Origin of the sequence: Nostocoides sp. F2B08 (assembly GCF_009184895.1) — a bacterium.
Lineage (GTDB): Bacteria > Actinomycetota > Actinomycetes > Actinomycetales > Dermatophilaceae > F2B08.
In genome coordinates this window covers 539,954-554,138 of sequence record NZ_WESE01000002.1, presented here as the reverse complement: position 1 = coordinate 554,138, position 14,185 = coordinate 539,954, and the positions used below count along the sequence as shown (strand labels likewise).

Below are 14,185 nucleotides of genomic sequence, written 5' to 3'. Positions count from 1 at the left end.
CGGGATTCCACAGTTCTGTCCACATCTGTGGACGCCCGCTGCGCATACGGCCGGGCACTTCTCCACATGCCTGTGGACAAGGGTGTGGATAACCGTGTGACTGATGCGTCGGGTGTGACGCCGGTCACGTGCGCTCAGATAGCTTGCTGCTTGATCCGGTTCGTCAGCTCGGTCACCTGGTTATAGATCGCGCGCCGTTCGGTCATGAGCTGGCCGATCTTCTTGTTGGCGTGGATCACCGTCGTGTGGTCCCGGCCGTTGAAGTGCTCACCGATCTGGATCAGGGAGAGCTCGGTGAGTTCCCTGCACAGGTACATGGCGATCTGACGCGCGGTGACGAGCACCCGCGAGCGCGAGGGACCCTTGAGGTCCTCGAGCGCCAGGGCGAAGTAGTCGGCGGTCGTCGCCATGATCAGAGCCGCGGTGATCTGGCTGCCCCCGTCGCCGGGGATGAGGTCCTTCAGGACGGTCTCGGCAAGCGCCATGTCGACCGGCTGCCGATTCAGGCTTGCGAACGCGGTGACCCGGATCAGTGCGCCCTCGAGCTCGCGGATGTTCGTCGAGATTCGTGAGGCGATGAACTCCATGACGTCGTCCGGGACGCTCAGCTTCTCCTGGATCGCCTTCTTGCGGAGGATCGCGATGCGGGTCTCGAGGTCCGGCGGCTGGACGTCGGTGATGAGACCCCACTCGAAGCGGCTGCGCATCCGGTCCTCGAAGCCGTTGAGCGACTTCGGCGGCACGTCCGAGGTGATGACGACCTGCTTGTTGGCGTTGTGCAGCGTGTTGAAGGTGTGGAAGAACTCCTCCTGGGTCTGCATCTTGCCGGAGAGGAACTGGATGTCGTCGATGAGGAGGACGTCGACGTCGCGGTACCGGCGCTGGAAGTTGGCGGCCTTGTCGTCCCGGATGCTGTTGATGAAGTCGTTGGTGAACTCCTCCGAGTTAACGTAGCGAACCCGGACGTGGGAGTAGAGCATTCGCGCGTAGTGCCCGATGGCGTGAAGCAGGTGGGTCTTGCCCAGACCGGACTCGCCATAGATGAACAGCGGGTTGTACGCCTTGGCCGGGGCTTCGGCGACGGCGACCGCCGCGGCGTGCGCGAAGCGGTTGGACGAGCCGATGACGAAGCGCTCGAAGAGGTACTTCGGGTTGAGGTGAGTGGCCTCGAGCGGCTCGAGCTCACCGGGATGGGCCCGCGGACCAGGGATGAAGTCGATGACGTCGCCGTCCGACTGTGGTCCGCTCTCGGAGATCGTCCGATCCCGTGGCAGGCCGTCGAGGCCCGCGGAGGCGGATCGCAGGCGGGGCCCCGCTCCGTGGTCGGCGAAGCGCTCGGTGGTGGCCACCTCGATCGTCGCGTCGTCGACCGCGGTCGTCACGTCGTCGTGGCGCCCCTCGGCCGCCGGACGCGCAGTGCCGTGCGGCACACCGGGGGTCGCGGTGAATCCGTGGCCCGAGCCGGCGCCGGGACGGCTCACGTGCTCGCCGCCCCCCGGCTGTGGAGCGGACGGCTGGTCGAACCCGAGCTCGGACTCCGACATCGCCGCGTCCACCGTCACCGCGATGGAGATCTGACCCGCGGGAGCGCGGTCGGCGAGGACGACGGTCAGGGCATCGGTGATGTGCTCGCGCAGGTTGCGCTCGATGATGTCCTTCGTGAAGTCGTTGGGCACGGCGAGCAGGGCGGTCGAGTCGAGCATGCCCCGGAGCGAGGCGAGCTGAAGGAAGGCCCGTTGTTGGGACGGGAGCCCGATCGCGTCGAGTCGCTCATGGACCTGGCGCCACACCTGGCTGTAGTCGATGTCCCCATCCGGCACGCTCGTTCACCCTTATCTGCTCGTTGCCGTCCACGGAGCCGTCGACGCGGTCGGCTGACGCTGTGCTCGCCGCCGCGGGAGCCGCGGACCGGAGCGAACCGGCGGCTCCTCGGGGTACCTTTCCACACACTTGTCCACATTTGGGGACAGATCTGTGGGTTATCCACAATCAGGGGAGGCTATCGGCCCTTCGCGGTGATCGCAATCGGAGCGCTGAGATCTCGGCCATTCGTCCGCTTCCCATCGGCGTGTCGGCCCTGGGAATTGAGCACGGCCAGGGTAATGGAACCCATGCCTCGGTATCCGTCATCGTTTGACCGTGTTGGGTGCGCTCACGTACCGTTGAGCAGTCTGGCTGGACACGATCAGGTGGGTCGCGCATACTCCGTGCGATGGCATCCGATACGTCCCGGCTGTTTTCGCCTGCTGACACTGTCGCCATCGCGGGACGCGTGTGCGTGTGCCCGGTGCGTTCATGGGAGGTCCGAAGGACTCCCTATGACTGACAGTGTCGCCTGACGATCTCGGCCGGTCCGCTCGTCCGGCCCGCTCCCGGGCAAGACACCACAACCGACCAGACCCCACACCCTGGACACGACCGTCGAGACAGCCTCGACCTGACGAAAGCCAACCACCGTGAGCAAGCGCACGTTCCAGCCGAACAACCGTCGTCGCGCCAAGACGCACGGCTTCCGCCACCGGATGAGCACCCGCGCCGGTCGGGCGATCCTCGCCGCCCGTCGCCGGAAGGGCCGCACCGAGCTCTCCGCCTGACGGCCTCCCGTGCTGCCGGCCCGACACCGGCTGCGCACCGGCGCCGAGTTCACCGCGGTGACGAGGCGCCCCGGCGGGGCCCGAGCGGGATCACGACTCCTCGTGGTGCACGCCAACCTGACCGATTCGCGAGCGGCCCGACCGCCGCGGGTCGGTTTTGTTGTGTCCAAGAACGTCGGCGGTGCCGTCATGCGCAACCGGGTGAAGAGGCGCCTGCGGGCACAGACGGCACGGCTGCTGTCGACGCTTCCTCCCGGCGTGGACGTCGTCGTGCGAGCCCAGCCATCTGCGGCGGATGCGACCTCGACGCAGCTGGGCGCGGAGCTCGAGCGCCTGCTGGCCTCCGTGGTCGCCCGGGTCGGGACCGACGCGGTCGGAGTGACGGCACCTTGAGCACAGCGCGGGACCAGAGCCGGCAGGACCACGGCCGGCAGGTCGACGCGGCCGCCTCGGAAACGGTTGCTCCGGAATCGACCGTACGTCGGATTATCGGCCGCGTCGGGCGGCTCGTCGCCCTTCCCCTGATCTGGCTGATCAAGGGCTACCAACTGCTTATCAGCCCGCTGACGCCACCGAGCTGTCGCTACTACCCCTCGTGTAGTGCGTACGCACTCACGGCGATCCAACGCTTCGGCCCCATCAAGGGAACCTGGCTGGCGGTGCGGCGGTTGCTCCGGTGTCACCCCTGGACGCCGGGGGGCGTGGACCACGTCCCCGAACGACCGAATGCCCACCGGCCCAATACCGGTCCCCGCTCCACAGGGCGAACGCCCGACCACCACCACCCTTAAAGGACTGTCGTGATCGACTTCTTCACCTCACTCATCGAGCCCATCGAGTGGCTCGTGGCGTGGATCATGTATGGCTTCCACACCCTGTTCGTGAACCTGGGGATGCCATCGGCCTCGGGGTGGACCTGGACGCTGTCCATCGTCGGCCTCGTCGTCGTCATGCGCGCGGCGATGATCCCGCTCTTCGTCAAGCAGATCCATGCCTCCCGCAAGATGCAGATCATCCAGCCCGAGCTGCAGAAGATCCAGAAGAAGTACAAAGGCAAGAGCGATCCCGAGTCTCGCCAGGCGATGACTCAGGAGACGATGGAGCTGTACAAGCGGACGGGGACGAACCCGTTCAGCTCGTGTCTTCCGATCCTCCTGCAGTCACCGTTCTTCTTCGGTCTGTTCCGGGTGCTGTACGGGGTGTCCGGGATCGCTGCGGGGACCAGCGATCCGATCGGCCCCATCACCCAGGAGGTCGCGCAGGAGTTCGACCAGGCGACCATCTTCGGTGCCCAGCTGTCCGACACCTTCATGACCGCCGACAGCTGGAACACCCGCGTCGTCACGGTCGTGCTCATCATCCTCATGTCGGCCACGACCTTCACGACGCAGTACCAGCTGATGCGCAAGAACATGCCGGCATCGGCTCTGGACAACCCCTTCGCCAAGCAGCAGAAGGTGCTGCTGTACGTCCTCCCGATCGTCTTCGCCGTCACCGGCGTCAACTTCCCCATCGGCGTCCTGATCTACTGGTTCACGACGAACGTGTGGTCGATGGTCCAACAGTTCTATGTCATTCGGCGCATGCCTGCCCCCGGGTCCCCGGCCGAGAAGGCGCTGCACGAGCGGCGCAAGCGCCGGGGCAAGCCGTTGAAGGAGTTGTCGCTGCCCGGTCTGTCGGCCTCCTCGGACGAGGACGAGGACGCGGCGGAGGACGTCGAGGTGGAGGAGGAGAAGGCCCCACGCCAGCGGACCCAGCCCAAGTCCAAGAAGCGCGCCAAGAAGGGCAAGGCGAAGCCCGCCGGCTCCGGACCGGGCGGTCCGCCGCGGCCCCAGAACGCAGCGCAGCAGGGCAAGGCACAGCCGGGCAAGCCTCAGGCGGCGGCGAAGAACAAGAGCGGCGCGAAGAGCGCAAGTGACTCCGGGGGGAGCAGCGGAACGAGCTCCACGTAGCCCCGCTGACCCGCCGACGAACCACCACGCAAGGAGAGACGATGAGCACTGACACCTTCGGCACCGAGGCCGACCACCCCACCGGAGCCGAGGCAGCGGACACCACCGAGTCGACGCTGGACGGAGACGGCGCTGAGGAGTCGAGCAGCGATGAGTCGAGAAGTGACGGGGCGAGGACCGATGAGTCGAGCACCGATGAGTCGAGCTCGGATGACTCGGTCAGTGACGCAGACTCGCCTCCGTCAGTGAGCTCCGACGCCGGCGCGTCGTCGGGTGGGGGCACGGGTTCGTCCCGGCGCGGTGCGCTCGAAGCGGAGGGTGACATCGCGGCCGACTTCCTCGAGGCGCTTCTCGACATCTGCGACATCGTGGGTGACATCGATGTCGACGTCGACGGAGATCGTGCGGCCGTCTCGATCGTCGACTCCGACGACGGCCGGGTGCCACGCCGGCTGGTGGGCCCTGACGGGAAGGTTCTCGAGGCGCTGCAGGAGCTCACGCGGCTGGCCGTCCAGAGCGAGACCGGTCAGCGTAGCCGACTGATGCTCGATATCGCCGGACACCGTGCAGCTCGTCGCGCAGAGATCGTGGAGGTGGCCCGGGGCGTCATCGGCGAGGTGAAGGAGACCGCCAACCAGGTCGAGCTGGAGCCGATGACGGCCTTCGAGCGCAAGATCGTCCACGACGAGGTGCTCGCTGCTGGCCTGCGTTCGGAGTCCGACGGAGTGGAGCCGCACCGCTTCGTCGTGGTACTCCCTGCGGAGTAGGCGTACAGCCACAACGTCAGCGGGGACCGGCCGTCAGGCCGGTCCCCGCTGTGCTCTGTTGGGGGTGGACCGCCAGTCGACGTTTCACGTGAAACGGAACCGGTCACCCGGATGCGGTCCTTGTCTTCGTCCCCGTCTCGTGCACCCATGTTTTCACGTGAAACGAGGCAAACGGGTTCGACCCTTCGGGATCCGAGCCCCTGCGATACTGCACCGGTGGATAGCCCAAAAGGTCACGCGAGACACGGATCCGAGGTGGGCAGCGGGGATGGCGCCGACCGACCGGTGTCACCGACCCCCGTCGTGCCGGACCCACCGCCGGCAGCGCGTGTGGTGTTCGGCGAACGGGTGGAGCTGGCGGTCCGGTTCGCCCGGTATCTCGCAGATACCGGGATCACCCACGGTCTGATCGGTCCGCGGGAGGTGCCACGCCTCTGGGACAGGCACATCCTCAACTGCGCTGTGGTCGCCGACGAGATCGAGTCAGGGGCGTCGGTCATCGACGTCGGGAGCGGAGCCGGCTTGCCCGGACTGGCTCTCGCGATCGCTCGGCCCGACCTCATGATGACGCTCATCGAACCGATGGAGCGGCGCACCGCGTGGTTGGACATGGTCACCGCCGACATCGGCCTCGATGTGACAGTCGTGCGCGCTCGGGCGGAGGAGATGCACAGTCGGATGACTGCAGATGTCGTGACCGCTCGGGCTGTCGCTCCCCTGGACCGGCTCGCACGGTGGTGCCTTCCGCTGCTGCCGGTCGGAGGGAGGCTGGTCGCGATGAAAGGCTCCTCGGCCGAGCGTGAGATCTCGGAGGCCACGGCAACACTGCAGCGGTTGGGGGGCGGAAAGGCCCGCATCCGCCTGTGCGGGTCGCTGGTTCTTGATGACCCGACCACCGTGGTCGTCGTCGACAAGGTCCGCGAGGGCCTTCCTCAGGGTCGGGGCAAGACTGGAACATCAAGCCCGTCCCGCGCCAATGGATCGGGTCATCGCAACAAGCGCAGGAGCCGAACGTCACCACAGGAGCGAACTGCGCCGGACTGACTCGCGCAGCCGGGAGGCAGTCGGACAGTCGACTCAATCACCCAGGTGGCAGACTGCGCGACCGGGTGCAGGCCGCCGGCACCGGACGACAATGCGCGGGGGGATTGCGGGGCATGCGGGGATGGCAGGGAATGGGCCCGAACCAGTCGAACACCCTCCGAGTGCGACCCAGTCGTCGGCATGAGGCGCCCCCAGCCGATGCTCGTGATGACGACCCTCCGTCCGAAACCGGTCACGACACCCATACAGTGGGGCCATGCTCGCCGCCTACGCCGCCCGCCAGTCCGCTGACGACCCGCTGTCCGGCCTCGAGGTAGGTGACATCGAGCGTCCAGCCGTGCCTGAAGGGTGGGTCAGGGTGCGGGTCAGGGCCGTCTCGCTCAACCACCACGACATCTGGAGCCTGCGGGGGGTCGGCCTACCCGCCGACCGACTTCCGATGATCCTCGGATGTGACGCGTCCGGAGTGCTCGACGATGGCACCGAGGTTCTCGTGCACGCCGTGATCTCGCATCCTGACTGGACAGGCGAGGAAACGCTGGACCCCCGTCGCTCCTTGCTCTCGGAGGTCTACCCCGGCGCGCTGGCCGAAGAGGTCTGGGTCCCCGCTCGAAACATCGTGCACAAGCCCACCGAGCTGTCGTTCGTCCAGGCCGCGTGCCTGCCGACGGCATGGCTGACGGCCTACCGGATGCTGTTCATCAACTCCGGGGTCACCCCCGGTGGAAGCATCCTGGTCCAAGGGGCCGGCGGGGGTGTCGCGACGGCGTTGGTCCAACTCGGCGCGGCAGCCGGCTACCGGATGTTCGTGACCTCGCGGGACGAGGCCAAGGCTCAGCGAGCCCTCGAACTGGGAGCGGTCGGCGCTCTCGCGTCGGGAGAGCGGCTGCCTGCCCGCGTCGACGCAGTCATGGAGACCGTCGGAGCGGCCACGTGGTCCCACTCGGTCAACTCACTCAACCCCGGTGGCACCATCGTGATCTCCGGAGCCACCTCCGGTGATGCGCCACCCAAGGCCGAGCTCACGAAGATCTTCTTCAAGCAGCTGCGGGTGATCGGCTCCACGATGGGATCGCGCATTGAGCTGGAACGTCTGACCCAGCTCGTGACGACCGCGGGCATCGAGCCCCTCATCGACTCCGTGCGACCGCTGACTGAGGCCGCGGAAGGTTTCGCGGCCATGGCGCACGGTGATGTCGTGGGCAAGATCGTCTTCACCGTCGGCTGAGCGGGGCACGTGTCCACAGACTTATCCACACACCCTGACGCCGTCGCGTCCGCGCTCGACGATCCGACCCATTAGGCTGATCCGCTGTGACCTCCGAGCATCTCGACCAGGCTGCCGACAAGCCGCTGTGGCGACGCGTTGCCAAGGGGCTGGGCTTCCCCGCACGCTCAGAAAGCGGGGAGTCACACAGCGCTCGACTGGGCTGGCCCGGCCCTGCCAGCCCCTCCGGCAGCGGCGCCGCATCGGCAGACGACACCGGGTCGAGGGAGACCGAGTCGTCGAGCGAGGACGGCGAGACATCCACTGGGGGCGATGGATCCACAGAGTTATCCACAGGGGATGGGGACCATCAGACTGCTGAACTCGGTCGGGACAACACCTCGAACGCAACGGTCGATGCGGCCACGGTGAACGAGGTCGAGCAGCCCGATGTTTCACGTGAAACACATTCTTCGGGGGAGGACCACGAGCAAATCAGCGACGCGGGGGAAGAACCTGGCGGGCCAGCGGGTGATGAGCCAGCATCTCGGGTCGAACCGAACGCTTCGGACGTTTCACGTGAAACGGTGACCGAGGCAATCACAATCACAACGGCATCGACCCGTCAGTCTCGCGTTTCACGTGAAACGCCCTTGACCGACACTCCCCTCATGCGAGCAGTGGTCAAAGAGACTCGGCAGAAGCAGGAACTGGACAATCGCGTCTTCCCGCGTCCGGACAGGACTCGGATCCTCACTGTGGCAAACCAGAAGGGTGGCGTCGGCAAGACGACGACTACGGTCAATGTCGCGGCTGCGCTGGCCCTCGCCGGCCTGTCCGTGCTCGTCGTCGACCTCGACCCGCAAGGCAACGCAAGCACGGCCCTCGGCGTGCCTCACCACTCCGACGTCACCAGCATCTACGACGTCTTGGTCGATGGCACGTCGCTCTCCGAGATCATCCAGCCCTGTCCGGACGTCGATGGGCTGTTCTGCGCTCCCGCGACGATCGACCTCGCCGGTTCCGAGATCGAACTCGTCTCGCTCGTGGCTCGCGAGACGCGCCTGCGACGGGCGATCACCGCATACCTCGCCGACCGAGATGAGCGGATCGACTACGTGCTCATCGACTGTCCTCCGAGCCTGGGACTGCTGACCGTCAACGCGTTCGTCGCAGCCGATGAGGTCTTCATTCCCATCCAGTGCGAGTACTACGCCCTCGAGGGACTGTCGCAGCTGCTGAAGAACATCGAGATGATCCGGACCCATCTCAACCCGACCCTGCACGTGTCCACCATTCTGCTGACGATGTACGACGCTCGCACTCGCCTGTCGGCACAGGTGGCGGATGAGGTCCGAACCCACTTCGGCTCCGAGACCCTACAGAGCACCGTCCCGAGGTCGGTGCGAGTCTCAGAAGCTCCGAGCCATGGTCAGACGGTGATCACCTACGACCCGATGAGTACGGGCGCACTCGCCTACCGCGAGGCGGCTGCGGAACTGGCCGACCGGGGAGCCTCATCAGGGGACACAGCGGCCGAATCCGTTTCCCCCGAATCCGGGACCGGGCTCGGGGGCGCAGCGCAGGTCGACGAGACGGTCCACTCAGGGGCATCCGTCCCGGCCGGTGGCCCCGATGGAGAGGATGTTCGATGAGTGAGAAGCGTCGTGGGCTCGGACGAGGACTCGGAGCGCTGATTCCCACCTCGACCACATCGACCGGAAGTCGTCCGGTGGACGTCTTCTTTCCGGGTGAGGCGACGGCGGCAACAGCCACGGCAACAGCCACGTCGGACCGATCTCGGGTCGCTGACCACGCAGGCAGTGGTGAGAGCGACCACGCCGAGCCGACGACTCCCACGGACCTCGAGGGCACAGCTCTTGACGGCGAGAACGACACAGACCTGCGACCGGTCCCGGGGGCCAGCTACGCAGAGGTGCCGGTGCATCAGATCCGGCCCAATCCGAAGCAGCCCCGCACCGTCTTCGACGAGGACGAGATGGGCGAGCTGGTGCACAGCATCCGGGAGATCGGCGTCCTCCAGCCGGTCGTCGTCCGTCCCCTGACGGAGCACGTCGACGGTGTGCGGTACGAGCTCATCATGGGCGAACGGCGGTGGCGTGCGACGCAGGAGGCCGGCCTCGACGCCATCCCCGCGATCGTCAAGGCCACCGATGACGACGATCTCCTGCGCGACGCGCTTCTGGAGAACCTGCACCGCAGCCAGCTGAACCCACTCGAGGAGGCGGCGGCATACCAGCAGCTGCTCGAGGACTTCCAGTGCACCCAGGAGCAGTTGGCCAGCCGGATCGGGCGATCCCGCCCCCAGGTGAGCAACACGCTCCGGCTCCTCAAGCTCCCCCCGCTGGTCGCCCGACGGGTCGCCGCTGGGGTGCTGTCCGCCGGGCACGCCAGGGCCCTCCTGGCACTGGAGGACGCGGCCGCAATGGAGCGCCTCGCCCAGCGGATCGTCGCTGAGGGACTCTCGGTCCGTTCGGTCGAGGAGATCGTCACTCTCGGCGACGACACCCCCACGCCACGGCAGCGCCGACCGCGACCCGGACGTCTGCACCCGCAGCTCGACGACATCTCGGTCGCGGTCGGAGACCATCTCGACACCCGTGTCGGCATCAGCCTCGGGCAGCGGAAGGGGAAGATGACCATCGAGTTCGCCTCGATGGAGGACCTGAACCGGATCCTCGACCTGCTGGGGCTTCGGGAGGCACGGGAGTCGGTCGACGAGCTCAGCGACGGCTGATCCTCCGGGGACACTCGCTCCGAGGTCGGCGGACCTCGAACTCGCAGCCACCGCCTGCGTCACCTTTCCCCACCCCGGCAGGTTGGGCGCTTCATTGCCGGAGTCGCCCGACGTGCGCCATCCGACCAAAGACTCAGATCGACACCAGACACTCAGACAACGACCGAGGCCGCGAAACCCCCTGATAGACAGGAAGATTCACGGCCTCGGTCACGTTCAACGACCTCGTCGCCCCACGGTATGGGCGACGCCGTCAGGGTCGGTTGAGGAAAGGCTCCAGCTCCTTGAGCAGGCGGGGCTTGGGCTGGGCGCCCTGGATCGTCTTGACGATCTCACCGCCCATGAAGACATGCATCGTCGGAATGCTCATGATCCCGTAGCGAGCCGTCACGCCGGGGTTGTCGTCGGTGTTGAGCTTGACGACCTCGATCTTGTCGCCGTGGTCGCGAGCGATCTCCTCGAGGATCGGCGCCACGGTGCGGCACGGCCCGCACCACGGGGCCCAGAAGTCGACGAGGACGACCCCGTCGGACTTGAGCACGTCGGAGTCGAACGTCGCGTCGGTGGTGGACTTGAGGTCAGCCATGGGAGAGAGATCCTTCGGTCGGGTGAGGGTCGGTGGTGAGCTGGCGGTCGGACAAAGGGAGTGGTCAGACGGGGATGGACATCGGATACAGCCGCGATCACACGGCGACGACGATCACCGACGGCGATCAGACGGAGACGGTGGCGGTCTGGGCGGTGCTGACGTCGGTCCCGTCCTCGCGGTGGGCCAGGTAGCGCTCAGCGTCGAGAGCGGCGGCGCAGCCGGACCCGGCTGCGGTGATCGCCTGTCGGTAGGTGTGGTCGACGAGGTCCCCGCACGCGAAGACGCCGGGCACGGACGTGAGGCTCGAACGGCCCTGGCACAGCACATACCCCTCGGCGTCGAGGTGGACCACTCCCTGGATCAGTTCGTTGCGCGGGTCGTGACCGATCGCCACGAACAGGCCGGTGACGTCGAGGTCGCGGGTGGCGCCGGTGACCGTGTCGCGCAGGGTGACGCCGGTCAGCTTGTCCTCGCCGTGGATGTCGACGACCTCGGAGTTCCAGGCGAACGTGATCTTGTCGTTGGCGAAGGCCCGGTCGGCCATGATCTTCGAGGCGCGGAGCTCATCGCGGCGGTGCACGATGGTCACGCTGCGGGCGAACTTGGTCAGGAAGGTGGCCTCCTCGATAGCGCTGTCCCCGCCACCGACGACGACGATGTCCTGGTCCCTGAAGAAGAAGCCGTCACACGTCGCGCACCAGGACACGCCGTGCCCGGAGAGGCGCTTCTCGTTGGGCAGACCGAGCTCGCGGTACGCCGAGCCCATCGCCAGGATGACGGAGTGGGCGGAGTAGGTCGTGCCCGACCCGTCGGTGACGGTCTTGAGGTCACCCTCGAGCGAGACGGCCGTGACGTCGTCGGTGACGATCTCAGTCCCGAAGCGCTCAGCCTGAACACGCATCTGCAGCATCAGGTCCGGCCCCATGATGCCCTCGGCGAACCCGGGGAAGTTCTCGACCTCTGTCGTGTTCATCAGGGCGCCGCCGGCCGTGACCGCTCCCTCGAAGAGCAGCGGTTCGAGGTTCGCGCGGGCTGCGTAGACGGCGGCGGTGTAGCCGGCCGGGCCGGAGCCGATGATGATGACATTACGTGGCTCGGTGCTCACGATGGATCGTCCTCGCGGTTGGTCTGTGGATCTGGCTGGGATACCCGATCGCGATGGGTCGGGAGTCGGACTCTGCAACCGATCCTACGGCCACGTTGTTCCGCACAGCCTGCCGCACACTCCCGTTCAGGTCGGGGGCCCCCAGGCGCCGTTCACCCCGGCGTCGACAGCCGGGGCGTGGCCGGGGAACCGTTCAGAAGTCGAGGCGGACGGGAGGCTGCAACGTCCAGGCCCGCCCGGCTCCGCAGTCCACCGGCACGAGGTATGCGGTGCTCGCCTCTCCGGATCCCGCACCGTCGTCCGTGGAACCGCTGCCCGGGGTCGCCTCGAGCGGCTCCCGCACCAGGATCAGTGCCGCGTCCGACCCGTCGTGACGGACGAAGTCGACGGCCGTCAGCAGCGCGGCGACTTCGGCCATCGGACGGTCCAGGAGCTCGCCGATACAGTCCGCCGCCCCTTCGGCGGTTCCCACGGGGCTGTCGCTCATGACGGCGCGGGAGGCCTCGTCGACGACACCGGTGCTGCCGTCACGCATCGCCTTCGCGTGGCCGGCGACGTTGGCGGTCGTGACGATCGCTCCACTGCTGAGGAACGCGACCGGGGCCGCCGCCATCGCCGCGGCGTCGCCCTCGAGCGGGCTGGCCAGTGGCGCGCTCTCTTCGGCGCCGGTCTCTGCGGCCCCGGAGTCCGCGGTCCCACCGGACGAGTCCTCGGCGGCGGCTCCACCCGCAGCCTCGTCATCGGCGGACCCGGCGTCGGCCGCGCTCATGGTCGCCCGTACGGCCGCGTCCAGGGAGTCGGTGCCCCCCAGACCGGTCTGCGTGGCGAGCACGCCGAGCACGACCGCACCGGCGAGGACGACGACAGAGGCAGCGACGGCGATGGCCGGGAGGCGCCGGAGCGGGCTCGCCGTCGGTCGATCGTGCGGTGTCCGAGGGAAGCGGTGGACTGTGCCGCCCTCGCCACCATCCTCACCACCTGAGCCGTCGCCCTCGTCCCCCGCGGTTCCGTCGCTCACCCGACGGCCGTCGTCCCGCGAACGATCGCTCGAGGCGGCGGCGACGGAGGCGAGGGATGGGGGAGGGGTGACGCCCGCATACCCCTCGGAAGAGCTGTCCGCGTGGGCGTGGCCGTTCTGCTCGGCGGCGAGGCTCTCGCTGATCCGCCGGACCAGCTCCGGAGGCATCGGGCCCGGGTCGGGGAGTGAGGCGAGGAGGGCGCGCACTCCGGTCGGGTCGTGGTCCTCGTCGCCGGGGCCCGGGGTGTGCGGGTCGATGTCGCGGGGGGCGCTCACCTCGGGCTCCTCTCGGTTCGAGTCGTGTGCTGCATCGGCGGGCTGTCGGTGTCTCTGGTGTCTCTGCTGCGGTTGTATCTGTGGCTGGCTCTACGGCTGTCTGTGCGGTGACGGGCTGCGTGAGCGCGGTCTCGCGAGATGACGCGCCGTCGTCGGGTCCGGTCATATGTGGGGCGGTGAACGGTCGGGTCTACGGCCGGTCCGGGGAGGGGATCGGGGCCGATCGAGTCCGAGGACCGGTCGACGACCGTCCACGAGGTGTTTGACGAACTCACGGCGTCTCCGGTTCCCTTCCGGTCCGCTGCAGCGCCGCCGCGCGGCTCGTGAGGAGCGGCGCGAGGGCGGCGCGGCCGCGCGAACAGCGCGACTTGACCGTGCCCTCGGCAACCTCGAGCACAGCGGCCGCCTCCGCGATGGACAGGCCCTGCATGTCGACGAGGACGATGGCGAGGCGCTGCGCCTCGGGCAGCGTCGCCAAGGCCGCGTGGACGTCGAGCGCCGTGTCGGCCTCGGCGTAGCGGTCGTGCGTGTCGGCGGGATCGACCTCGGGCAACGGAGCGGTGGGTCGCTGCCGCCGGAGCCGGTCGATCGCGCAGTTGACGGTGATCCGGTGCAGCCACGTCGTCACCGCCGACTCACCACGGAAGCGGTCGGCCCGTCGGAACGCGGCGATGAACGCCTCCTGAACGGCGTCAGCGGCCAGCTCCCGGTCGCCGACGGTCCGCAGCGCCACCGCCCACATCCGGTCCCGATGCCGCCGGAAGATCTCACCGAACGCGTCCGGGTCGCCGGCGACGTGCCGCGCGAGGAGGTCGGCGTCCGACGTCTCGGCGGGGTCCTGCCCCCCGGCGAGTCCTCTCGGCGTGTCCACCGTC

14 protein-coding genes are annotated in these 14,185 nt (G+C 67.8%); 9 read left to right on the top strand and 5 right to left on the bottom strand.

All coding sequences use genetic code 11. The annotated features are described in order from the left end of the window. Nucleotides 1-134: 134 nt before the first annotated feature. Entirely contained in the window at nucleotides 135-1,820 is a 1,686-nt protein-coding gene (gene dnaA, locus GA707_RS06340; protein WP_152177546.1) for a chromosomal replication initiator protein DnaA, read from the bottom strand. A gap of 636 nt (nucleotides 1,821-2,456) precedes the next feature. On the opposite strand from dnaA, the gene rpmH reads away from it, so the two are divergent. The 9 genes from rpmH to GA707_RS06295 all read left to right on the top strand — a co-directional run bounded on the left by rpmH (nucleotide 2,457) and on the right by GA707_RS06295 (nucleotide 10,322). Beyond that, nucleotides 2,457-2,594, top strand: coding sequence for a 50S ribosomal protein L34 (gene rpmH, locus GA707_RS06335; RefSeq protein WP_152177545.1), 138 nt, complete (start codon nucleotides 2,457-2,459; stop codon nucleotides 2,592-2,594). 9 nt (nucleotides 2,595-2,603) lie between these two features. Beyond that, nucleotides 2,604-2,987 (top strand): ribonuclease P protein component, encoded by a 384-nt coding sequence (rnpA, locus tag GA707_RS06330; protein ID WP_152177544.1) that lies wholly within the window; start codon nucleotides 2,604-2,606, stop codon nucleotides 2,985-2,987. Next, nucleotides 2,984-3,385, top strand: coding sequence for a membrane protein insertion efficiency factor YidD (gene yidD, locus GA707_RS06325; RefSeq protein WP_370460009.1), 402 nt, complete (start codon nucleotides 2,984-2,986; stop codon nucleotides 3,383-3,385). Before rnpA ends, yidD begins: the two co-directional genes overlap by 4 nt. Before the next feature lie 9 nt (nucleotides 3,386-3,394). After that, on the top strand, nucleotides 3,395-4,546 hold the full coding sequence (yidC, locus tag GA707_RS06320) for a membrane protein insertase YidC (protein WP_152177543.1): 1,152 nt from the start codon (nucleotides 3,395-3,397) through the stop codon (nucleotides 4,544-4,546). Nucleotides 4,547-4,587: 41 nt separating this feature from the next. Further along, entirely contained in the window at nucleotides 4,588-5,313 is a 726-nt protein-coding gene (locus GA707_RS06315) for a R3H domain-containing nucleic acid-binding protein (RefSeq protein WP_152177542.1), read from the top strand. 285 nt (nucleotides 5,314-5,598) lie between these two features. Beyond that, complete coding sequence (gene rsmG, locus GA707_RS06310) at nucleotides 5,599-6,357, top strand: 16S rRNA (guanine(527)-N(7))-methyltransferase RsmG (RefSeq protein WP_370460008.1); 759 nt, start codon at nucleotides 5,599-5,601, stop codon at nucleotides 6,355-6,357. 256 nt (nucleotides 6,358-6,613) lie between these two features. After that, complete coding sequence (locus GA707_RS06305; protein ID WP_152177540.1) at nucleotides 6,614-7,585, top strand: zinc-binding dehydrogenase; 972 nt, start codon at nucleotides 6,614-6,616, stop codon at nucleotides 7,583-7,585. Nucleotides 7,586-8,322: 737 nt separating this feature from the next. Then, entirely contained in the window at nucleotides 8,323-9,219 is an 897-nt protein-coding gene (locus GA707_RS06300; RefSeq protein ID WP_370460007.1) for a ParA family protein, read from the top strand. After that, complete coding sequence (locus GA707_RS06295; protein ID WP_152177538.1) at nucleotides 9,216-10,322, top strand: ParB/RepB/Spo0J family partition protein; 1,107 nt, start codon at nucleotides 9,216-9,218, stop codon at nucleotides 10,320-10,322. Before GA707_RS06300 ends, GA707_RS06295 begins: the two co-directional genes overlap by 4 nt. 253 nt (nucleotides 10,323-10,575) lie before the next feature. Here GA707_RS06295 and trxA read toward each other — a convergent pair whose 3' ends face one another. The 4 genes from trxA to sigM all read right to left on the bottom strand — a co-directional run bounded on the left by trxA (nucleotide 10,576) and on the right by sigM (nucleotide 14,181). Next, complete coding sequence (gene trxA / locus GA707_RS06290; RefSeq protein ID WP_152177537.1) at nucleotides 10,576-10,908, bottom strand: thioredoxin; 333 nt, start codon at nucleotides 10,906-10,908, stop codon at nucleotides 10,576-10,578. Between the two features lie 127 nt (nucleotides 10,909-11,035). Beyond that, nucleotides 11,036-12,019 (bottom strand): thioredoxin-disulfide reductase, encoded by a 984-nt coding sequence (gene trxB / locus GA707_RS06285; protein WP_152177798.1) that lies wholly within the window; start codon nucleotides 12,017-12,019, stop codon nucleotides 11,036-11,038. A gap of 190 nt (nucleotides 12,020-12,209) precedes the next feature. Then, nucleotides 12,210-13,310, bottom strand: a complete 1,101-nt coding sequence (locus GA707_RS06280; RefSeq protein ID WP_152177536.1) for a hypothetical protein — start codon at nucleotides 13,308-13,310, stop codon at nucleotides 12,210-12,212. Nucleotides 13,311-13,581: 271 nt separating this feature from the next. Further along, on the bottom strand, nucleotides 13,582-14,181 hold the full coding sequence (gene sigM / locus GA707_RS06275; protein WP_193315194.1) for an RNA polymerase sigma factor SigM: 600 nt from the start codon (nucleotides 14,179-14,181) through the stop codon (nucleotides 13,582-13,584). Nucleotides 14,182-14,185: the final 4 nt, after the last annotated feature.